Source organism: Pseudomonas sp. WC2, assembly GCF_050586545.1.
Classification (GTDB): domain Bacteria; phylum Pseudomonadota; class Gammaproteobacteria; order Pseudomonadales; family Pseudomonadaceae; genus Aquipseudomonas.
In genome coordinates, this window is the sequence record NZ_JBOBDR010000010.1 from 132,529 (window position 1) to 152,744 (window position 20,216).

At 58.2% G+C, this 20,216-nt stretch carries 19 protein-coding genes; all 19 read left to right on the forward strand.

The window, feature by feature from the left end; translation table 11 throughout:
- Nucleotides 1-538 precede the first annotated feature (538 nt).
- The 19 genes from mnmG to ACQ4OE_RS14510 all read left to right on the forward strand — a co-directional run bounded on the left by mnmG (nt 539) and on the right by ACQ4OE_RS14510 (nt 20,175).
- The gene (gene mnmG / locus ACQ4OE_RS14420; RefSeq protein WP_008084400.1) at nt 539-2,437 is read left to right on the forward strand and encodes a tRNA uridine-5-carboxymethylaminomethyl(34) synthesis enzyme MnmG; all 1,899 of its coding nucleotides are present in this window, start codon (nt 539-541) and stop codon (nt 2,435-2,437) included.
- Complete coding sequence (gene rsmG, locus ACQ4OE_RS14425) at nt 2,434-3,078, forward strand: 16S rRNA (guanine(527)-N(7))-methyltransferase RsmG (RefSeq protein ID WP_122593030.1); 645 nt, start codon at nt 2,434-2,436, stop codon at nt 3,076-3,078. The genes mnmG and rsmG overlap by 4 nt, the downstream gene beginning before the upstream one ends.
- A gap of 18 nt (nt 3,079-3,096) precedes the next feature.
- Nucleotides 3,097-3,894: a ParA family protein gene (locus tag ACQ4OE_RS14430; protein ID WP_122593028.1), complete on the forward strand. Its 798-nt coding sequence runs from the start codon at nt 3,097-3,099 to the stop codon at nt 3,892-3,894.
- Between the two features lie 9 nt (nt 3,895-3,903).
- On the forward strand, nt 3,904-4,776 hold the full coding sequence (locus tag ACQ4OE_RS14435; protein ID WP_430947011.1) for a ParB/RepB/Spo0J family partition protein: 873 nt from the start codon (nt 3,904-3,906) through the stop codon (nt 4,774-4,776).
- A gap of 148 nt (nt 4,777-4,924) precedes the next feature.
- Nucleotides 4,925-5,332, forward strand: coding sequence for a F0F1 ATP synthase subunit I (locus ACQ4OE_RS14440; protein WP_008084411.1), 408 nt, complete (start codon nt 4,925-4,927; stop codon nt 5,330-5,332).
- 16 nt (nt 5,333-5,348) lie between these two features.
- Nucleotides 5,349-6,218: a F0F1 ATP synthase subunit A gene (gene atpB / locus ACQ4OE_RS14445; protein WP_008084413.1), complete on the forward strand. Its 870-nt coding sequence runs from the start codon at nt 5,349-5,351 to the stop codon at nt 6,216-6,218.
- Nucleotides 6,219-6,351: 133 nt separating this feature from the next.
- Nucleotides 6,352-6,609, forward strand: a complete 258-nt coding sequence (gene atpE / locus ACQ4OE_RS14450) for a F0F1 ATP synthase subunit C (RefSeq protein WP_003097235.1) — start codon at nt 6,352-6,354, stop codon at nt 6,607-6,609.
- 58 nt (nt 6,610-6,667) lie between these two features.
- Nucleotides 6,668-7,138, forward strand: a complete 471-nt coding sequence (locus ACQ4OE_RS14455; RefSeq protein ID WP_003229781.1) for a F0F1 ATP synthase subunit B — start codon at nt 6,668-6,670, stop codon at nt 7,136-7,138.
- Between the two features lie 12 nt (nt 7,139-7,150).
- Complete coding sequence (locus ACQ4OE_RS14460; RefSeq protein ID WP_007911956.1) at nt 7,151-7,687, forward strand: F0F1 ATP synthase subunit delta; 537 nt, start codon at nt 7,151-7,153, stop codon at nt 7,685-7,687.
- 21 nt (nt 7,688-7,708) lie between these two features.
- The gene (gene atpA / locus ACQ4OE_RS14465; protein ID WP_016984064.1) at nt 7,709-9,253 is read left to right on the forward strand and encodes a F0F1 ATP synthase subunit alpha; all 1,545 of its coding nucleotides are present in this window, start codon (nt 7,709-7,711) and stop codon (nt 9,251-9,253) included.
- A gap of 50 nt (nt 9,254-9,303) precedes the next feature.
- Nucleotides 9,304-10,164 carry a F0F1 ATP synthase subunit gamma gene (gene atpG, locus ACQ4OE_RS14470; protein ID WP_122593026.1) on the forward strand — a complete coding sequence of 287 codons (861 nt, stop codon included), beginning with the start codon at nt 9,304-9,306 and terminating at the stop codon, nt 10,162-10,164.
- A gap of 27 nt (nt 10,165-10,191) precedes the next feature.
- Nucleotides 10,192-11,571, forward strand: a complete 1,380-nt coding sequence (gene atpD / locus ACQ4OE_RS14475) for a F0F1 ATP synthase subunit beta (RefSeq protein WP_007911961.1) — start codon at nt 10,192-10,194, stop codon at nt 11,569-11,571.
- Between the two features lie 45 nt (nt 11,572-11,616).
- On the forward strand, nt 11,617-12,042 hold the full coding sequence (locus ACQ4OE_RS14480; RefSeq protein ID WP_007954164.1) for a F0F1 ATP synthase subunit epsilon: 426 nt from the start codon (nt 11,617-11,619) through the stop codon (nt 12,040-12,042).
- Nucleotides 12,043-12,158: 116 nt separating this feature from the next.
- Nucleotides 12,159-13,526 (forward strand): bifunctional UDP-N-acetylglucosamine diphosphorylase/glucosamine-1-phosphate N-acetyltransferase GlmU, encoded by a 1,368-nt coding sequence (gene glmU / locus ACQ4OE_RS14485; protein WP_430947012.1) that lies wholly within the window; start codon nt 12,159-12,161, stop codon nt 13,524-13,526.
- 228 nt (nt 13,527-13,754) lie between these two features.
- A complete protein-coding gene (locus ACQ4OE_RS14490) occupies nt 13,755-14,531 on the forward strand; it encodes a DeoR/GlpR family DNA-binding transcription regulator (protein ID WP_430947013.1) in 777 nt (258 codons plus the stop codon).
- 2 nt (nt 14,532-14,533) lie between these two features.
- Nucleotides 14,534-16,366: a glutamine--fructose-6-phosphate transaminase (isomerizing) gene (gene glmS / locus ACQ4OE_RS14495; RefSeq protein ID WP_430947014.1), complete on the forward strand. Its 1,833-nt coding sequence runs from the start codon at nt 14,534-14,536 to the stop codon at nt 16,364-16,366.
- 74 nt (nt 16,367-16,440) lie between these two features.
- Nucleotides 16,441-17,367 (forward strand): LysR family transcriptional regulator, encoded by a 927-nt coding sequence (locus ACQ4OE_RS14500; RefSeq protein WP_122593019.1) that lies wholly within the window; start codon nt 16,441-16,443, stop codon nt 17,365-17,367.
- 105 nt (nt 17,368-17,472) lie between these two features.
- Nucleotides 17,473-18,099: a glutathione S-transferase family protein gene (locus tag ACQ4OE_RS14505; protein WP_430947015.1), complete on the forward strand. Its 627-nt coding sequence runs from the start codon at nt 17,473-17,475 to the stop codon at nt 18,097-18,099.
- 45 nt (nt 18,100-18,144) lie between these two features.
- Nucleotides 18,145-20,175 (forward strand): pyridoxamine 5'-phosphate oxidase family protein, encoded by a 2,031-nt coding sequence (locus ACQ4OE_RS14510; RefSeq protein ID WP_430947016.1) that lies wholly within the window; start codon nt 18,145-18,147, stop codon nt 20,173-20,175.
- Nucleotides 20,176-20,216 lie beyond the last annotated feature (41 nt).

Here is a 20,216-nt window from a genome sequence, read left to right on the forward strand (position 1 = left end):
TTATTAGCCCCTGTTACGTTCTCTCACAATAGCCTCGCACTCCCCTCCATCGCCTTCTCTGTCGCCAGCGAACTCTTGTTGGCCATTTTTTTTGCGCCTCGAAAACGCCGTTTTATCGATTTTCTGTGGATTAAGCCCTGTGAATAACTGCCACTAAGGGCAGTTGATAACAGGGCCTGAAAACTGGACATAACCCCCTCTGTGGATAACCACCCCTTTAATCCACAGGCTTAAACCGGTTATCCAAGGCGCTCATTGGCACATGGTCACAGGGTTTTGGATCTCTGTACATATTGAATATAAAGGCCTGTAGCGATCTATCCACAGAAAGTCGCCTCAGTAGAAATAAACATAAAAACAAAGGTTTTATAAATTTCTCTCTTTTTTATTCTTTTAACCTCGAGTTCTCCACAGCTGGTTAAATTTTGTGCAGAGGGTTCTTTAGGAAGGGCGAAGTCCCTATACTTGTCGACCAGGTTAAAAAACCTGATCTCAAACTATTCCTGAATTACCTACTTAAGCAGGCACGAGGTGCGTGGTGGATTTCCCTTCCCGTTTTGAAGTGATCGTCATCGGCGGCGGTCATGCCGGTACCGAGGCAGCACTGGCCTCAGCACGTATGGGGGCAAAAACCCTGTTGCTGACGCATAACGTGGAAACCCTCGGTGCCATGAGTTGCAACCCGGCGATCGGTGGCATCGGCAAAAGCCATCTGGTCAAGGAAATCGATGCCCTCGGCGGCGCGATGGCCACGGCCACAGATCTGGGCGGCATCCAGTTCCGCGTGTTGAACAGCCGTAAAGGCCCTGCCGTACGTGCAACTCGCGCTCAGGCCGACCGCATTCTGTACAAAGCCGCTGTCCGCGAAATTCTGGAAAACCAGCCGAACCTGTGGATATTTCAACAGGCCGCTGATGACCTGATCGTTGAGCAGGAACAAGTCCGTGGTGTTGTCACGCAAATGGGTCTGCGTTTCTTCGCTGATTCCGTGGTGTTGACCACCGGTACGTTCCTCGGCGGACTTATCCACATCGGTTTGCAGAATTTTTCCGGCGGTCGCGCCGGTGATCCGCCGTCAATTGCCCTGGCTCACCGTCTGCGTGAAATGCCACTGCGTGTCGGTCGCCTGAAAACCGGCACACCGCCGCGTATCGATGGCAAGTCTGTGGATTTCTCGGTGATGACCGAGCAACCGGGCGATACGCCGATCCCGGTGATGTCGTTCATGGGCAACAAGGAACAGCATCCACGCCAGGTCAGCTGCTGGATTACTCACACGAACGCCCGCACCCACGAAATCATTGCCGCGAACCTCGATCGTTCGCCGATGTATTCCGCTGCCGGTGAAATCGAGGGCATCGGCCCGCGTTATTGCCCGTCGATCGAAGACAAGATCCACCGCTTTGCCGACAAGGAAAGCCATCAGGTGTTTATCGAACCGGAAGGTTTGACCACCCATGAGCTGTACCCGAACGGGATATCCACAAGCTTGCCGTTCGACGTGCAATTGCAGATCGTGCAATCGATTCGCGGCATGGAAAACGCGCACATCGTGCGTCCGGGTTATGCAATCGAGTACGACTACTTTGATCCGCGCGACCTGAAGTACAGCCTGGAAACCAAAGTCATTGGCGGTCTGTTCTTCGCCGGGCAAATCAACGGCACCACCGGTTACGAAGAAGCCGGCGCTCAAGGTTTGCTCGCTGGCGCTAACGCCGCATTGCGCGCCAAGGGCAAAGAAGCCTGGTGCCCGCGTCGCGATGAAGCGTACATCGGTGTATTGGTCGATGACCTGATCACCCTCGGTACCCAAGAGCCGTACCGCATGTTCACGTCCCGTGCCGAGTACCGCCTGATTCTGCGCGAGGACAACGCCGACCTGCGTCTGACCGAAAAAGGTCGCGAGCTCGGTCTGGTCGATGACGCGCGTTGGGCGGCCTTCTGCAAGAAGCGCGAAAGTATCGAGCTGGAAGAGCAGCGCCTGAAAAGCACCTGGGTTCGCCCGAACACGCAGCAGGGCGATGCGATTGCCGAAAAATTCGGCACGCCGCTGACCCACGAATACAACTTGCTCAACCTCTTGAGTCGTCCGGAAATCGACTACGCTGGTCTGGTCGAAGTGACCGGCAACGGCGCCGAAGATCCACAGGTCGCCGAGCAGGTTGAAATCAAGACCAAATACGCCGGTTACATCGACCGTCAACAGGACGAAATCGCCCGTCTGCGCGCCAGTGAAGACACGAAATTGCCTGTGGATATCGATTACACCAATATTTCCGGTCTCTCCAAGGAGATCCAGAGCAAGCTCGGCGCGACTCGACCAGAGACGCTGGGCCAGGCTTCGCGGATTCCGGGCGTGACCCCGGCAGCGATTTCGCTGTTGATGATTCATTTGAAAAAACGCGGCGCGGGCCGTCAGTTGGAGCAAAGCGCTTGAGTTCTAAGGTCACTTCGCAACACGCCGAAGAGTTATCCACAGGAGCCCGCGAGCTCGGTGTCAATCTCACTGAAGCCCAGCACGAATTGCTGCTGGGCTATCTGGCCCTGTTGATCAAATGGAACCAGGCCTACAACCTGACTGCCGTGCGCGATCCGGACGAAATGGTTTCTCGCCACTTGCTCGATAGTTTGAGCGTGATGTCGTTCATCGAAAACGGTCGCTGGCTCGACGTCGGCAGCGGCGGCGGCATGCCGGGGATCCCGTTGGCGATCCTGTTCCCGGACTCGCAAGTGACCTGTCTGGACAGCAACGGCAAGAAAACCCGCTTCCTGACTCAGGTCAAACTCGAACTCAAACTGGATAACCTGCAAGTTATCCACAGTCGTGTCGAAGCGTTCCAGCCTGCGCAGCCGTTCAACGGGATCATTTCCCGGGCGTTCAGCAGCATGGAAAACTTCACCAATTGGACTCGCCACCTCGGCGATGCCGATACACGCTGGCTGGCAATGAAGGGCGTTCATCCGGCCGATGAGCTGGTAGCATTGCCGGCAGACTTCAAACTCGATAGCGAACACGCCCTGGCCGTACCCGGTTGCCAAGGCCAACGCCATCTGCTGATACTGCGCCGCACGGCATGATTGGGAACACAAGCAAGAATGGCTAAGGTATTCGCGATAGCGAACCAAAAGGGTGGTGTGGGCAAGACCACCACCTGCATCAACCTCGCAGCATCGCTGGTCGCGACCAAGCGCCGGGTGCTGTTGATCGATCTCGATCCACAGGGCAACGCCACCATGGGTAGCGGTGTGGATAAACACGGCCTGGAAAACTCGGTCTACGACCTGCTGATCGGCGAATGCGATCTGGCCGAGGCCATGCACTATTCGGAGCACGGCGGTTATCAACTGCTGCCGGCCAACCGCGATTTGACCGCGGCCGAAGTGGTGCTGCTGGAAATGCAGATGAAGGAAAGCCGTCTGCGCAGCGCGCTGGCGCCGATCCGTGAAAACTACGATTACATTTTGATCGACTGCCCGCCGTCGTTGTCGATGCTCACGCTGAACGCACTGGTCGCCGCTGATGGGGTGATTATCCCCATGCAGTGCGAGTACTTTGCGCTCGAAGGCTTGAGCGACCTTGTGGATAACATCAAGCGCATCGCTGAACTGCTGAACCCGAACCTGAAAGTCGAAGGCCTGCTGCGGACCATGTACGACCCGCGCCTGAGCCTGATGAACGATGTATCGGCGCAGCTCAAGGAGCACTTCGGCGATCAGCTTTACGATACGGTGATCCCGCGCAACATCCGTCTGGCCGAAGCGCCGAGCTACGGCATGCCGGCGCTGGCCTACGACAAGCAATCGCGCGGCGCCTTGGCTTATCTGGCCCTGGCCGGCGAGATGGTTCGCCGTCAGCGCAAAAATTCACGCATCGCCGCCGCTCAGGCAACTTAAGGAATCCCCATGGCCGTCAAGAAACGAGGTCTCGGACGTGGACTGGATGCACTGCTGAGTGGTCCGACCGTCAGCGCGCTGGAAGAACAAGCCGCGCAAGCTGACACCCGTGAATTGCAACACTTGCCGCTGGACCTGCTGCAGCGCGGTAAATACCAGCCGCGCCGGGACATGGATCCGCAGGCGCTGGAAGAACTGGCCGCGTCGATCAAGGCGCAAGGCGTGATGCAACCGATCGTGGTGCGCCCGATTGGTGGTGGCCGCTTCGAGATCATCGCCGGTGAACGCCGCTGGCGCGCAAGCCAGCAGGCCGGGCAGGAAACCATCCCGGCGATGGTCCGCGATGTGCCGGATGAAACCGCGATCGCCATTGCACTGATCGAGAACATCCAGCGTGAAGACCTCAATCCGATCGAAGAAGCGGTGGCCCTGCAGCGTTTGCAGCAGGAATTCCAGCTGACTCAGCAACAGGTTGCCGAGGCTGTGGGCAAGTCCCGCGTCACTGTGGCCAACCTGTTGCGTCTGATTGCGTTGCCTGAAGTCATCAAGACCATGCTGTCCCACGGCGACCTGGAGATGGGTCATGCCCGTGCTTTGCTCGGTCTGCCGGACAATCAGCAGGTGGAAGGGGCGCGACATGTTGTCGCACGCGGCCTCACCGTGCGCCAAACTGAGGCACTGGTTCGCCAGTGGTTGAGTGGCAAACCGGAGCCAGTTGAAGCGACCAACCCCGACCCGGATATCGCCCGCCTCGAACAGCGTCTGGCCGAGCGCCTAGGCTCTGCGGTGCAGATTCGCCATGGCAAGAAGGGAAAGGGTCAGTTGGTGATCGGTTACAACTCTCTCGATGAGCTCCAAGGTGTGCTCGCACACATCCGCTGAAACATTTCCTCATGTAGCGCGCAGTCGGAAATCACTACCTGACAGTTGAATAGGGGCAGAACCGCCCCTATACTCTGCGCGCATTTTGTCGGCACAAATTATGCCAAGTTATTGAATTCTGGCAGCCGACCATTGGAGAGCAATAGTGATGGAAACCCGCAAGCCAAACCGCCTGCCGTTCCATCGCCTGGCAGTTTTTCCGGTGTTAATGGCTCAATTTGTCATTTTGCTCATTGCCGCTTTGGCGCTCTGGCAATGGCATGGAGTCGTTGCCGGATACTCGGGACTTTGCGGAGGCCTGATAGCCTTGCTGCCCAATGTTTATTTCGCTCACAAGGCATTTCGGTTTTCCGGCGCCCGAGCAGCCCAGTCCATCGTCCGGTCATTTTATGCCGGCGAGGCAGGCAAACTGATTTTGACAGCAGTGCTTTTTGCGCTGGTGTTTGCAGGTGTGAAGCCATTGGCGCCGATTGCTGTATTCGGCGTGTTCGTGCTGACTCAGTCGGTCAGCTGGTTCGCTCCCCTGCTGATGAGAACAAGACTTTCGAGACCTTAGGGCGTTTGAGGCAACCATGGCAGAAACAACCGCTTCGGGCTATATCCAGCACCACTTGCAGAACCTGACCTTCGGTCAGCTACCTAACGGCGGCTGGGGCTTTGCCCATACCGCAGCAGAAGCCAAAGAAATGGGCTTCTGGGCTTTCCACGTCGATACCCTCGGCTGGTCGGTCGCGTTGGGTCTGATCTTCGTTTTTCTTTTCCGCATGGCGGCAAAGAAAGCGACCTCGGGTCAGCCGGGTGCTTTGCAGAACTTCGTTGAAGTATTGGTCGAATTCGTCGATGGCAGCGTGAAAGACAGCTTCCATGGCCGTAGCCCGGTGATTGCACCGCTGGCACTGACCATCTTCGTCTGGGTGTTCCTGATGAACGCCGTCGACCTGATCCCGGTCGACTGGATTCCTCAGCTGGCCATCCTGATCACCGGTGATCACCACATCCCGTTCCGCGCCGTGTCGACCACCGACCCGAACGCGACACTGGGCATGGCGTTGTCGGTTTTCGCGCTGATCATTTTCTACAGCATCAAGGTCAAGGGCATCGGCGGCTTCATCGGCGAACTGACCCTGCACCCGTTCGGCAGCAAGAACATCTTCGTTCAAGCCCTGCTGATCCCGGTGAACTTCCTGCTGGAATTCGTGACCCTGATCGCCAAACCGATCTCTCTGGCTCTGCGTCTGTTCGGCAACATGTATGCCGGTGAGCTGGTGTTCATTCTGATCGCTGTGATGTTCGGCAGCGGCCTGCTCTGGCTGAGCGGCCTGGGCGTTGTTCTGCAGTGGGCGTGGGCTGTGTTCCACATCCTGATCATCACCCTGCAGGCGTTCATCTTCATGATGCTGACCATCGTCTACCTGTCGATGGCGCACGAAGAAAACCATTAAGACCAGTCTCGACTAGTCTGATGTCCTTCCCGGTCAAACGGGAAGGGGCTCTTCACAGGGCACCTGAAACGATTTGTTTTACCGCTTTAATCTAAAAAACCTAAACCATACGACGTAAAAGTCGGGAGGAAAGATGGAAACTGTAGTTGGTCTAACCGCTATCGCTGTTGCACTGTTGATCGGCCTGGGCGCACTGGGTACCGCAATTGGTTTCGGCCTGCTGGGCGGCAAGTTCCTGGAAGGCGCAGCGCGTCAGCCAGAAATGGTTCCAATGCTGCAAGTTAAAATGTTCATCGTTGCCGGTCTGCTCGACGCCGTAACCATGATCGGTGTTGGTATCGCGCTGTTCTTCACCTTCGCGAACCCGTTCGTTGGTCAGATCGCTGGCTAATTACTCGGATATTCCGGGTAATTTGGTGTGATGGACAACGTAACTGCGAGGTGTTGGCGTGAACATTAATGCGACCCTGATTGGCCAGTCCGTTGCGTTCCTGATTTTTGTATTGTTCTGCATGAAGTATGTATGGCCTCCGGTCATCGCTGCTCTGCACGAACGTCAAAAGAAGATCGCTGATGGTCTGGACGCTGCCAGCCGTGCAGCTCGCGACCTGGAGTTGGCCCAAGAAAAAGCGGGTCAGCAACTGCGCGAAGCGAAAGCTCAGGCAGCTGAAATCATCGAGCAAGCCAAGAAACGCGGTAACCAGATTGTCGAAGAGGCCGTTGAAAAGGCCCGTGTCGACGCTGACCGTGTGAAGGTTCAGGCTCAAGCCGAGATCGAACAGGAACTGAACAGTGTCAAAGACAAGCTGCGCGCCCAAGTGGGTTTGCTGGCTGTCGGCGGCGCCGAGAAGATCCTGGGTGCCACAATCGATCAAAACGCGCACGCAGAGCTGGTTAACCAACTGGCTGCTGAAATCTAAGCGAGGGCGATCATGGCAGAACTGACCACGTTGGCCCGACCTTACGCTAAGGCGGCCTTCGAGCACGCTCAGGCCCACCAGCAACTGGCCAATTGGTCAGCCATGCTCGGCCTGGCTGCAGCGGTGTCACAAGATGACACCATGCAGCGCGTGCTCAAGGCCCCGCGACTGACGAGCGCAGAAAAGGCCGCCACGTTTATTGACGTGTGCGGCGACAAGTTTGATGCCAAGGCACAGAACTTCATCAATGTCGTTGCCGAAAACGACCGTCTCCCGCTTCTGCCGGAGATTGCCGCTCTTTTCGACCTGTACAAGGCCGAACAAGAGAAATCGGTAGACGTTGAAGTGACCAGTGCTTTTGCATTGAACCAAGAACAGCAAGACAAACTCGCCAAGGTTCTCAGTGCACGACTCAACCGGGAAGTGCGCCTGCAAGTTGCGGAGGACGCTGCCTTGATTGGTGGTGTCGTGATCCGCGCCGGCGACCTGGTTATCGATGGCTCGATTCGCGGAAAAATCGCGAAACTTGCCGAAGCATTGAAATCTTGAGTTTGAAGGGGCAGCAGAGCAATGCAGCAACTCAATCCTTCCGAAATAAGTGAAATTATCAAGGGCCGCATCGACAAGCTCGATGTGACCTCCCAAGCCCGTAACGAAGGCACTGTCGTCAGCGTATCTGACGGCATCGTGCGGATTCACGGTCTGGCCGACGTAATGTACGGCGAGATGATCGAGTTTCCGGGCGGCGTCTACGGTATGGCCCTCAACCTGGAGCAAGACTCCGTAGGTGCCGTTGTATTGGGCGCTTACCAGTCTCTGGCTGAAGGCATGAGCGCCAAGTGCACCGGCCGCATCCTCGAAGTTCCGGTTGGTAAGGAACTGCTGGGTCGCGTAGTCGACGCACTGGGTAACCCTGTTGACGGCAAAGGTCCACTGGGCAACACCGAGACCGACGCGGTCGAGAAAGTTGCTCCGGGCGTGATCTGGCGTAAGTCGGTAGACCAGCCTGTACAGACTGGCTACAAGGCTGTCGATGCCATGATCCCTGTCGGCCGTGGCCAGCGTGAGCTGATCATCGGTGACCGTCAGATCGGTAAAACCGCTCTGGCGATCGACGCGATCATCAACCAGAAAGACAGCGGCATTTTCTGCGTCTACGTAGCGATCGGTCAGAAACAATCGACCATCGCTAACGTGGTTCGCAAGCTGGAAGAAAACGGCGCTCTGGCCAACACGATCATCGTGGCTGCCAGTGCTTCGGAATCTCCTGCGCTGCAATTCCTGGCACCGTACTCCGGTTGCACCATGGGTGAATTCTTCCGCGACCGCGGTGAAGACGCGCTGATCGTTTATGACGATCTGTCCAAGCAAGCAGTGGCTTACCGCCAGATTTCCCTGCTGCTGCGCCGTCCACCAGGCCGTGAAGCTTACCCAGGCGACGTGTTCTATCTCCACTCCCGTCTGCTGGAGCGCGCATCCCGCGTTTCGGAAGAATACGTAGAGAAGTTCACCAACGGCGCAGTGACCGGCAAAACCGGTTCCCTGACCGCACTGCCGATCATCGAAACCCAGGCTGGCGACGTTTCCGCGTTCGTTCCGACCAACGTGATTTCCATCACCGACGGTCAGATCTTCCTGGAGTCGGCCATGTTCAACTCGGGCATCCGTCCTGCAGTGAACGCCGGTGTTTCGGTATCCCGTGTGGGTGGTGCCGCTCAGACCAAGATCATCAAGAAGCTGTCCGGTGGTATCCGTACCGCTCTGGCTCAGTACCGTGAACTGGCGGCATTCGCCCAGTTCGCTTCTGACCTGGACGAAGCGACCCGTAAGCAACTTGAGCATGGTCAGCGCGTTACCGAGCTGATGAAGCAGAAGCAATACGCACCAATGTCGATCGCTGACATGGCGCTGTCGCTGTATGCCGCTGAGCGTGGGTTCCTGACTGACATTGAAATCGCCAAGATCGGCAGCTTCGAACAAGCGCTGATTGCTTTCTTCAACCGCGATCACGCCGATTTGATGGCCAAGATCAACGTTAAAGGTGACTTCAATGACGAAATCGACGCTGGCATGAAAGCCGGTATCGAGAAGTTCAAGGCCACCCAAACCTGGTAAGCCGCAGCGGGAGCCGCGAGGCTCCCGCTTGCTAACCTGATAGGTGTTACATGGCAGGCGCAAAAGAGATTCGCAGTAAGATTGCGAGCATCAAAAGCACGCAAAAGATTACCAGCGCCATGGAAAAAGTGGCGGTCAGCAAAATGCGCAAGGCACAAATGCGCATGGCTGCTAGCCGTCCTTATGCGGAGCGTATCCGCCAGGTTATTGGGCATCTGGCCAACGCCAACCCGGAATACCGCCACCCGTTCATGATCGAGCGCGCTATCAAGCGTGTGGGTTATGTCGTGGTGAGCAGTGACCGTGGTTTGTGCGGCGGCTTGAATACCAACCTGTTCAAGGCCCTGGTCAAGGACATGGCGGTAAACCGCGAAAACGGCGTCGAGATTGATCTGTGTGTCGTTGGTAGCAAGGGTGCGGCCTTTTTCCGCAACTTCGGCGGTAACGTCGTTGCAGCTATCAGCCACCTGGGTGAAGAGCCGTCGATCAATGATCTGATCGGCAGCGTCAAGGTGATGCTGGATGCCTACCTGGACGGCCGTATTGACCGCCTGTCCGTGGTGTCCAACAAGTTCATCAACACCATGACGCAACAGCCTACCGTGGAGCAGTTGATTCCACTGGTGGCCACCCCGGATCAGGATCTCAAGCACCACTGGGACTATCTCTACGAACCGGATGCCAAAGAGCTGCTTGACGGCTTGATGGTCCGCTACGTTGAGTCGCAGGTCTACCAGGCGGTGGTCGAGAACAACGCGGCTGAACAAGCTGCGCGGATGATCGCGATGAAGAACGCTACCGACAACGCCGGTGATTTGATCAGCGATTTGCAGCTGATCTACAACAAGGCGCGTCAGGCTGCGATCACCCAAGAGATCTCGGAAATCGTCGGCGGCGCTGCCGCGGTTTAACGGTTCAAATATTCAGAGGATCCAGCTATGAGTAGCGGACGTATCGTTCAAATCATCGGCGCCGTTATCGACGTGGAATTTCCACGCGACAGCGTACCGAGCATCTACAACGCGCTGAAAGTAGTGAGCGCGGCTGAAACCACTCTGGAAGTTCAGCAACAGCTGGGCGACGGCGTGGTTCGCACCATTGCGATGGGTTCCACCGAGGGCTTGAAGCGCGGTCTGGAAGTTACCGACTCTGGCGCAGCCATCTCCGTACCGGTCGGTAAAGCGACCCTGGGCCGGATCATGGACGTCCTCGGTAACCCGATCGACGAAGCTGGCCCGATCGACACCGAAGAGCGTTGGGGCATTCACCGCCCAGCACCTTCGTTCGCTGAGCAAGCAGGCGGCAACGACCTGCTGGAAACCGGCATCAAGGTTATCGACCTGGTTTGCCCGTTTGCCAAAGGCGGTAAAGTCGGTCTGTTCGGTGGTGCCGGTGTAGGCAAAACCGTAAACATGATGGAACTGATCCGTAACATCGCCATCGAGCACAGCGGTTATTCCGTGTTCGCCGGTGTGGGGGAGCGTACTCGTGAGGGTAACGACTTCTACCACGAGATGAAGGACTCCAACGTTCTGGACAAAGTGGCACTGGTTTACGGTCAGATGAACGAGCCGCCGGGCAACCGTCTGCGCGTAGCACTGACTGGCCTGACCATGGCCGAGAAGTTCCGTGACGAAGGTAACGACGTTCTGCTGTTCGTGGACAACATCTATCGTTACACCCTGGCCGGTACTGAAGTATCCGCACTGCTGGGCCGTATGCCTTCGGCAGTAGGTTACCAGCCGACCCTGGCTGAAGAGATGGGCGTTCTGCAAGAACGTATCACTTCGACCAAGGAAGGTTCGATCACTTCGATCCAAGCGGTATACGTACCTGCGGATGACTTGACCGACCCGTCGCCAGCGACCACCTTCGCCCACTTGGACGCCACCGTCGTTCTGTCCCGTGACATCGCTTCCCTGGGTATCTACCCGGCAGTAGATCCACTGGATTCGACTTCGCGCCAGCTGGACCCGAACGTAATCGGCCAGGACCACTACGACACCGCTCGCGGCGTTCAGTACGTTCTGCAACGTTACAAAGAGCTGAAGGACATCATCGCGATCCTGGGTATGGACGAGCTGTCGGAAGCCGACAAGCAGTTGGTAAACCGTGCTCGTAAGATCCAGCGCTTCTTGTCGCAGCCGTTCTTCGTGGCTGAAGTCTTCACCGGTGCTTCGGGTAAATACGTTTCCCTGAAAGACACCATTGCTGGCTTCAAAGGCATCCTCAACGGTGACTACGACCACCTGCCAGAACAAGCGTTCTACATGGTTGGCGGCATCGAAGAAGCGATCGAGAAAGCCAAGAAACTGTAATCCCGGCGCCCGGCAACGGGCGCTAATTTAGGTTGAGGCAATCAGATGGCTATGACAGTCCATTGCGATATCGTCAGCGCGGAAGGGGAAATCTTTTCCGGCCTGGTCGAGATGGTGATTGCGCACGGTGCACTGGGTGATCTTGGTATCGCTCTGGGTCACGCGCCGCTGATCACTAATCTGAAGCCAGGTCCGATCCGCCTGATCAAGCAAGGCGGGGAAGCCGAGGTGTTCTACATCTCCGGTGGTTTCCTCGAGGTTCAGCCGAACATGGTCAAGGTGCTTGCCGATACCGTGCAACGTGCCGCCGACCTGGATGAAGCTCAGGCTCAAGCAGCTCTCAAGGCTGCCGAGGCTGCTCTGCACGAGAAGAGCGCAGATTTCGACTACGGAGCTGCGTCCGCACGTCTGGCCGAGGCTGCAGCTCAGCTGCGCACCGTCCAGCAGATCCGCAAGAAGTTTGGCGGTTAATCCGTCAGCCGCTTGTTGTGCGATTGATAAAAAAGGGTAGCCTCGGCTACCCTTTTTTCTTTTCCGAATTCAAACCCCGGTCGCAGTTGCTGACCACCCAGGATTGGTAGCCAGTCATGTCTCTTGAAATCGTTATCCTCGCGGCCGGTCAAGGCACTCGTATGCGTTCGGCCCTGCCGAAGGTGCTGCACCCGATTGCCGGCAATTCCATGCTGGGCCATGTTATCCACAGCGCCCGCCAACTCGATCCACAACGCATCCACGTGGTCATTGGCCATGGCGCCGACGTAGTACGTGAGCGACTGGCAGCCGATGACCTGAATTTCGTCCTGCAGGACAAACAACTCGGCACCGGTCACGCCACCGCCCAAGCTGTGCCGTTCATTACCGCCGACACCGTGTTGATCCTCTACGGTGACGTACCGTTGATCGAAGTCGAAACCCTGCAACGCTTGCTCAAACAAGTCGTTCCGGGGCAAATGGGCTTGCTCACCGTCGAACTGGACGACCCAACCGGCTACGGCCGCATCGTTCGTGATGCCGACGGCAAGGTCGCGGCCATCGTAGAACACAAAGACGCCAGCGAAGCGCAGCGCGCCATCACCGAAGGCAACACCGGCATTCTCGCCGTGCCGGCCAATCGTTTGGCCGACTGGATGAGTCGCCTGTCGAACAATAATGCTCAGGGCGAGTACTACCTGACTGACGTGATTGAAATGGCGGTCAACGATGGTTTGGTCGTGGCCACCGAACAACCGCACGACGCGATGGAAGTGCAGGGCGCCAACGATCGCAAGCAGCTGTCCGAGTTGGAGCGTCACTACCAGTTGCGCGCTGGCCGTCGTTTGATGGCCCAAGGCGTGACCTTGCGTGACCCGGCGCGTTTCGATGTGCGTGGCGAAGTCACCGTGGGTCGCGATGTGCTGATCGACATCAACGTGATCCTCGAAGGCAACGTGGTGATCGAAGACGACGTGGTGATCGGCCCGAACTGCGTGATCAAGGACAGCACCCTGCGCAAAGGTGTGGTGATCAAGGCCAACAGTCATATCGAAGGCGCGGTTCTGGGCGAGGGCAGCGATGCCGGCCCGTTCGCACGCTTGCGTCCCGGCACCGTGCTCGAAGCGCGCGCGCATGTGGGTAACTTTGTCGAGTTGAAGAACGCGCACATGGGCGAGGGCGCCAAGGCCGGTCACCTGACGTATCTGGGCGACGCCGAAATAGGTGCGCGCACCAACATCGGCGCCGGCACCATCACCTGCAATTACGATGGCGCCAACAAGTGGAAAACCGTGTTGGGTGCGGACGTGTTCATCGGCTCTAACAACTCGTTGGTCGCGCCTGTGGATATCTCCAACGGTGCCACCACCGCGGCAGGGTCGACTATCACGCAGAATGTGGATAACGCGCAGTTGGCAGTTGGCCGTGCGCGACAGAAGAATATCGATGGCTGGAAGCGGCCGGAGAAGATCAAGAAGAGCTGAGTTATCCACAATTCGTTTTAGTGACGAAATCGATGTGGGAGCGAGCTTGCTCGCGAATGCGGTAGATCATTCAACATGCATGTTGACTGACACGTCGCCTTCGCGAGCAAGCTCGCTCCCACATTTTTGTTTGTGTCGTGTTCAAAAAAGTCTGACTGGCGCTTGACGATTTGTGGCCGATAGGTTTTGATTGCTTCCGTTATCTTTCGAATCGAAACTTAAGACGCCATGTCGAAACGCAATACACCCCAACGTCGCCACAACATCCTTGCCTTGCTTAATGTGCAGGGTGAAGTCAGTGTGGATGAGTTGGCCAAGCGCTTCGAAACCTCCGAAGTAACGATCCGCAAGGATCTGGCGGCGCTGGAGAGCCACGGTCTGTTGCTGCGCCGTTACGGCGGGGCGATCACCATGCCGCAGGAGCTGGTCGCGGAAACCGCCCAGAGCGTCTCGAAATACAAGCAGGCGATTGCCCGCGCGGCGGTGAAGCGTATCCGCGAACACGCGCGGATCATCATCGACAGCGGCAGCACCACCGCCGCGATGATCCCCGAACTCGGCCAGCAGCCCGGTCTGGTGGTGATGACCAATTCCCTGCACGTCGCCAACGCCCTGAGCGAACTCGAACACGAACCGGTGCTGTTGATGACCGGCGGCACCTGGGATCCGCATTCGGAGTCCTTTCAGGGTCAGGTCGCCGAGCAAGTACTACGCTCTTACGACTTCGACCAATTGTTCATCGGCGCCGATGGCATCGATCTGGTGCGTGGCACCACGACCTTCAATGAGCTGCTCGGTTTGAGCCGGGTCATGGCTGACGTGGCGCGGGAAGTCATCGTCATGGTCGAGGCCGACAAGATCGGCCGCAAGATTCCCAATCTGGAGCTGCCGTGGAGCAGCGTCCATACCCTCATTACCGATGATCGCCTGCCCAATGATGCACGCGATCAGATTCAGGCCCGCGGTATCACCGTGATTTGCGCGGCTGTCAGTCAGGAGAAATAAGCATGTGTGGAATTGTCGGCGCAGTTGCAGAACGTAACATCACCGCCATCCTGCTCGAAGGCCTCAAGCGCCTCGAATACCGCGGCTACGACAGCGCTGGTGTGGCGGTTTACACCAACGACGAAAGCCTCGAGCGCATGCGCCGTCCGGGCAAAGTCAGCGAACTCGAAGCAGCGCTGGCCGAACACCCGCTGGTCGGTCGTCTCGGTATCGCCCACACCCGTTGGGCTACCCACGGCGCGCCGTGCGAGCGCAACGCCCACCCGCATTTCTCCGGCGATATCGCTGTCGTGCACAACGGCATCATCGAGAACCACGAAGCGCTGCGCGAACAACTGAAAGCGCTGGGTTACGTGTTCAGCTCGGATACCGACACCGAAGTCATCGCTCACCTGCTCAACCACAAACTCAAGGATCAGCCTGACCTGACCGTCGCCCTTAAGGCGACCGTCAAGGAACTGCACGGTGCTTACGGTCTGGCGGTGATCAACGCCAACCAACCGGATCGTCTGGTTGCCGCCCGCAGTGGCAGCCCGCTGGTGATCGGTCTGGGTCTCGGCGAGAACTTCCTCGCGTCAGACCAGTTGGCCCTGCGTCAGGTCACCGACCGCTTCATGTACCTGGAAGAAGGCGATATCGCCGAAATTCGCCGCGATAACGTGCAGATCTGGGATGTCGATGGCAAAGCCGTCGAGCGCCAGACCGTGCAGTACACCGACGGTGCCGAAGCCGCCGACAAAGGTGAATTCCGCCACTACATGCTCAAGGAAATCCATGAGCAACCGGCCGTTGTCCAGCGCACCCTCGAAGGTCGCCTGAGCAATAACCAAGTGCTGGTACAGGCCTTCGGTCCACAGGCTGCCGAGTTGTTCGCCAAAGTGCGCAACGTACAGATCGTCGCCTGTGGCACCAGCTACCACGCCGGTATGGTCGCGCGTTACTGGCTGGAAGAACTGGCCGGCATTCCGTGCCAGATCGAAGTTGCCAGCGAATTCCGTTATCGCAAAGTGGTGGTGCAGCCGGACACCCTGTTCGTGACCATCTCGCAGTCCGGCGAAACCGCCGACACCCTGGCGGCGCTACGCAACGCCAAGGAACTGGGTTTCCTCGCCAGCCTGGCGATCTGCAACGTCAGCATCAGCTCGCTGGTGCGTGAATCCGACCTGACCCTGCTCACCCAGGCCGGCCGCGAAATTGGCGTGGCCTCGACCAAAGCCTTCACTACGCAACTGGTTGGCCTGCTACTGCTGACTTTGTCCCTGGGCCAAGTGCGCGGCACGCTGGACAAAGGCATCGAAGCCACGCTGGTCGAAGAACTGCGTCGTCTGCCAACCCGCCTTGGCGAAGCACTGGCCATGGACAGCACCGTGGAAAAAATCGCCGAACTGTTCGCCGAAAAGAACCACACATTGTTCCTCGGTCGCGGCGCGCAATTCCCGGTGGCGATGGAAGGTGCCTTGAAGCTCAAGGAAATCTCCTACATCCACGCCGAAGCCTACCCGGCTGGTGAGCTGAAACACGGCCCGCTGGCGCTGGTGGATAACGACATGCCGGTGGTCACCGTTGCGCCAAACAACGAGCTGCTGGAAAAGCTCAAATCCAATCTGCAGGAAGTCCGCGCACGCGGCGGCGAACTGATCGTGTTCGCCGACGAAAAAGCCGGGATGACCAACGGCGAAGGCACCCACGTGGTGCAGATGCCGCACATTCACGACATCCTCTCGCCGATCCTCTATACGATCCCGCTGCAGTTGCTGTCGTATTACGTCGCGGTGCTGAAGGGCACGGACGTGGATCAGCCGCGTAATTTGGCGAAGTCGGTGACGGTGGAATAAGTTATCCACAGCTGACATGGACACAACAAAATCGCAGCCCCGGCTGCGATTTTTGTATCTGACTGAGGGCCTTCATGGACCGCTTCCAGGAAATGCACATCTTCACCACCGTCGCCCAAGAGCAAGGCTTCTCCGCCGCCGCTCGGCGTCTGGGGCTGTCTGCGGCGAGCGTCACCCGAGCGGTCGCGGCGCTGGAGTTACGGATTGGCACGCAGTTGCTGATTCGTACCACGCGCAGTGTGCATTTGAGCGAAGCGGGGCAGCGGTATCTGGAGGATTGTCGGAGGATTCTCGCGGAGGTGCAGGAAGCCGAGGATTCCGCTGCAGGCAGTCATGCTCAGCCGCGTGGGCAATTGACGGTAACGGCGCCGGTATTGTTCGGTGATTTGTTTGTGACGCCGGTGATGGCGGGTTATCTGGCGCAGTATCCGGATGTCACGATCAATGCGGTGCTGGTCGATCGCATCGTCAACATGGTTGAAGAGGGCATCGATGTCGCGGTGCGCATCGGTGATCTGCCCGACAGCAATCAGCACGCGATCCGAGTGGGAGAGGTACGTCGCGTCATCTGCGGTTCGCCGGGCTACTTCGCCAAGTACGGTCGGCCGCTTCATCCGCTGGCATTGGCCGGAGCGCCCGTGGTGGCCACCTCTGCGATCGGTCAGCAACGCACATGGCCGTTTCTCGACGCGGGCGAGCCGCTCAGCGTGCGTCCCGAGCCGCGACTCATCGTCACCGCCAACCAAGCAGCAATCACCGCAGCCTGCATGGGCCTCGGTTTGACTCGGGTGCTGTCCTATCAAGTCGCCAGCAAAATCACCACCGGTGAGCTGGAAATCGTCCTCGCTGAATTCGAATTGCCGCCGCTGCCGATCCACGTGGTGTATCAAGGCGGGCGCAAGGCCCCGGCGCGGATTCGCAGTTTCGTGGATTTCACCGTAGAGGCGTTGCGCGTCCATCCGGCGTTGAAAAATGCCGCGTTATTGCACGAGATGAAATAATCGATTTCGTTTGGTGGTGATTCTGTTCTTTTCGCAGTGAGGGGATGATGGCCTGCATCGGCGCTCTCACCCCCGCAGTGGCGCCCCTGTTCAGCGGAGTCGACCATGCAAGCGATCAAACTCTACAACTTCCCGCGTTCCGGCCATGCCCATCGCGTCGAGTTGATGCTCTCCCTGCTGCAATTGCCGACCGAGCTGATCTTCGTCGATCTGGCCAAAGGTGAGCACAAGCAGCCAGCCTATCTGGCCATCAATAGCTTCGGACAGGTGCCGGCGATTGATGACGGCGGCGTGGTGCTGGCCGATTCCAACGCGATCCTGGTGTACCTGGCGCAGAAATACGGCAACGGTCGTTGGTTGCCTGCCGACCCGGTCGGTGCCGCGCATGTGCAGCGCTGGCTGTCCGCCGCCGCCGGGCCGATTGCGTTCGGTCCCGCTGCCGCGCGTTTGGTCACCGTATTTGGCGCACAGCTGAATGCTGAAGAGGCGATTAGCCGTGCACACAACCTGCTCAAAGTGATGGACGTCGAGTTGGGCAAAACCGCGTATCTGGCCGGCGACGAACCGAGCATTGCCGACGTTTCCGCCTACAGTTACATCGCTCACGCGCCGGAAGGCAATGTGTCGCTGGAAGAGTATGGCAACGTTCGCGCCTGGCTGGCCCGGGTCGAAGCCTTGCCTGGTTTTGTCGGCATGCCGCGCACCGTCGCCGGTCTGCAAACCACTGCCTGATTTTCGCAATCCACACTGTGCCGCCGGCGCAGGGGAGAGGTCGTGATGGAACGTTCACCGTGGCACGCTGGCGAGCAACAATTACAGGCCCATGTCGGCGTTGCCGAACGCATGGAAGCCGTCGGGCGCAAGGTGATTCGCAGCTGGATGCCGGATCAGCACCGTGAGTTCTATCAGCAATTGCCTTTCCTGCTGTACGGCGCCGTCGATGCGGACGGGCGGCCTTGGGCCAGTCTGCTCGAAGGCGCCCCGGGGTTTGCCCATTCGCCCGATCCCGAACATCTGCACTTCGCCAGCCAGGTCGCTGCCGATGATCCGGCGCAACTGCGCAATGGCGAGCCAATCGGTTTGCTCGGCATCGAACTGCACACCCGCCGGCGCAATCGCCTCAATGGCCAGGTCGGCAATCTGACCGCGCAGGGTTTCGACGTAAGGGTGGATCAGGCCTTCGGCAACTGCCCGCAATACATCCAGTTGCGGCAGTTTCAACGAGTGCCGCTGACGGATCCGCAGACGCGCCCGGCTGAACATCTGAATACGCTCGACGAGGCAGCCACTGCGCTGATTACTGGCGCCGATACTTTCTTCGTCGCCAGTTATGTCGATGCCGATGGCCAGCGCGCGGTGGATGTTTCCCATCGCGGTGGTCAGGCCGGTTTCGTACGGGTGGAAGGCAATCGTCTGACGATCCCTGACTTTGCCGGCAACCTGCATTTCAACACCTTGGGCAATCTGCTGCTCAACCCCAAGGCTGGCTTGCTGTTCATCGACTTTTCCACAGGCGATGTGCTGCAACTCAGCGGGCGTACCGAGATTCTGCTTGATGACCCGCAGATCGAAGCGTTTCAAGGGGCTGAGCGCCTGTGGACATTCGAAGTGGAAAAACTGGTGCGACGGCCGGCAGCCTTGGCGTTGCGCTGGCGCTTCGACGGCATGTCGCCGACCAGCCTGTTGACCGGTAATTGGGCCGAGGCAGATGCTCGGTTACAAGCGCAAGCGCTGGGCAATCAATGGCGGCCACTGCGGGTGGCGAAGATCGAGGAAGAAAGTCGCAGCATCCGTTCGATCTATCTGGAGCCCGCCGATGGCGCCGGTCTGCCGGTATTTCTGGCTGGGCAGCATTTACCTCTGCGCTTCACGATCGATGGCGAGGTACATATCCGCACTTACAGCCTGTCGAGTGCGCCATCGGATGGTTTCTACCGGATCAGCGTCAAGCACGAAGGCCTGATTTCATCGCATCTGCATGAGCAGATTCGCGTTGGCGATGTGCTCGAAGCGCGGGCGCCACAAGGGCATTTCACCGTCGTACCGCTGGAGCAACGACCGTTGGTTTTGTTGGCGGCCGGTGTGGGAATCACACCGTTGCTGTCGATGCTGCGCGAGGTGGTGTACCAAGGCCTACGGACGCGAGGGATTCGTCCGACATTGTTGCTGCAGAGTTCGCGCAGCCTCGCGGATCAACCGTTTCGCAAGGAGCTGGACCGTTTGCTCGAAACGTCAGGCGACTCAGTCCGCGTCCTGCGTTTGCTCAGCCAACCGGAAGCCGATCTGCAGGAGGGCGAGGATTTTGATCTGCCGGGCCGAATTGACGGCACGGTGCTGAGAAACCTGCTGGATGCCGAGGATTTCGATCAGCTCGACTTCGTGCTTTGCGGCCCCGGTGGTTTTACTCAAGGCCTGTACGACATCTTGCGCGAGCTGGATGTGCGCGATGCGCAGATTCATGCGGAAACCTTTGGCCCGTCGACGCTGAAGCGTCAGGCCGATCCGGACGCCATCGTCATCGAACAACCGCCCGCAGCGACGACTTCGGTTCCCGTAGTGTTCGAACGCTCGGCTAAGGAAGCGCGCTGGCAGCCGGACGGCGGCAGTTTGCTGGAGTTGGCGGAAAGCCGTGGCTTACGTCCGGAGTTCAGTTGCCGCGGTGGCTCGTGCGGCACGTGCAAGACCCGACTGGTCAGTGGCGCGGTGAATTATCCACAGGTGCCGGCGGATATCCCGGAAGCGGGGCATGTGCTGATTTGTTGCGCGGTGCCGGCGCAGAGCAGTCAGCCACTGGTGCTCGATCTGTAATCGAAAACAACCTGTAGGAGCGAGCCTGCTCGCGAATGCGC

Coding starts and splice junctions, on each gene's coding strand:
- glmU (WP_430947012.1), top strand. CDS start 12,159: ATGTCTCTTGAAATCGTTATCCTCGCGGCCGGTCAAGGCACTCGTATG.
- ACQ4OE_RS14500 (WP_122593019.1), top strand. CDS start 16,441: ATGGACCGCTTCCAGGAAATGCACATCTTCACCACCGTCGCCCAAGAG.
- atpA (WP_016984064.1), top strand. CDS start 7,709: ATGCAGCAACTCAATCCTTCCGAAATAAGTGAAATTATCAAGGGCCGC.
- ACQ4OE_RS14490 (WP_430947013.1), top strand. CDS start 13,755: ATGTCGAAACGCAATACACCCCAACGTCGCCACAACATCCTTGCCTTG.
- ACQ4OE_RS14460 (WP_007911956.1), top strand. CDS start 7,151: ATGGCAGAACTGACCACGTTGGCCCGACCTTACGCTAAGGCGGCCTTC.
- ACQ4OE_RS14480 (WP_007954164.1), top strand. CDS start 11,617: ATGGCTATGACAGTCCATTGCGATATCGTCAGCGCGGAAGGGGAAATC.
- ACQ4OE_RS14430 (WP_122593028.1), top strand. CDS start 3,097: ATGGCTAAGGTATTCGCGATAGCGAACCAAAAGGGTGGTGTGGGCAAG.
- atpD (WP_007911961.1), top strand. CDS start 10,192: ATGAGTAGCGGACGTATCGTTCAAATCATCGGCGCCGTTATCGACGTG.
- ACQ4OE_RS14435 (WP_430947011.1), top strand. CDS start 3,904: ATGGCCGTCAAGAAACGAGGTCTCGGACGTGGACTGGATGCACTGCTG.
- glmS (WP_430947014.1), top strand. CDS start 14,534: ATGTGTGGAATTGTCGGCGCAGTTGCAGAACGTAACATCACCGCCATC.
- ACQ4OE_RS14440 (WP_008084411.1), top strand. CDS start 4,925: ATGGAAACCCGCAAGCCAAACCGCCTGCCGTTCCATCGCCTGGCAGTT.
- ACQ4OE_RS14505 (WP_430947015.1), top strand. CDS start 17,473: ATGCAAGCGATCAAACTCTACAACTTCCCGCGTTCCGGCCATGCCCAT.
- atpB (WP_008084413.1), top strand. CDS start 5,349: ATGGCAGAAACAACCGCTTCGGGCTATATCCAGCACCACTTGCAGAAC.
- atpE (WP_003097235.1), top strand. CDS start 6,352: ATGGAAACTGTAGTTGGTCTAACCGCTATCGCTGTTGCACTGTTGATC.
- atpG (WP_122593026.1), top strand. CDS start 9,304: ATGGCAGGCGCAAAAGAGATTCGCAGTAAGATTGCGAGCATCAAAAGC.
- ACQ4OE_RS14510 (WP_430947016.1), top strand. CDS start 18,145: ATGGAACGTTCACCGTGGCACGCTGGCGAGCAACAATTACAGGCCCAT.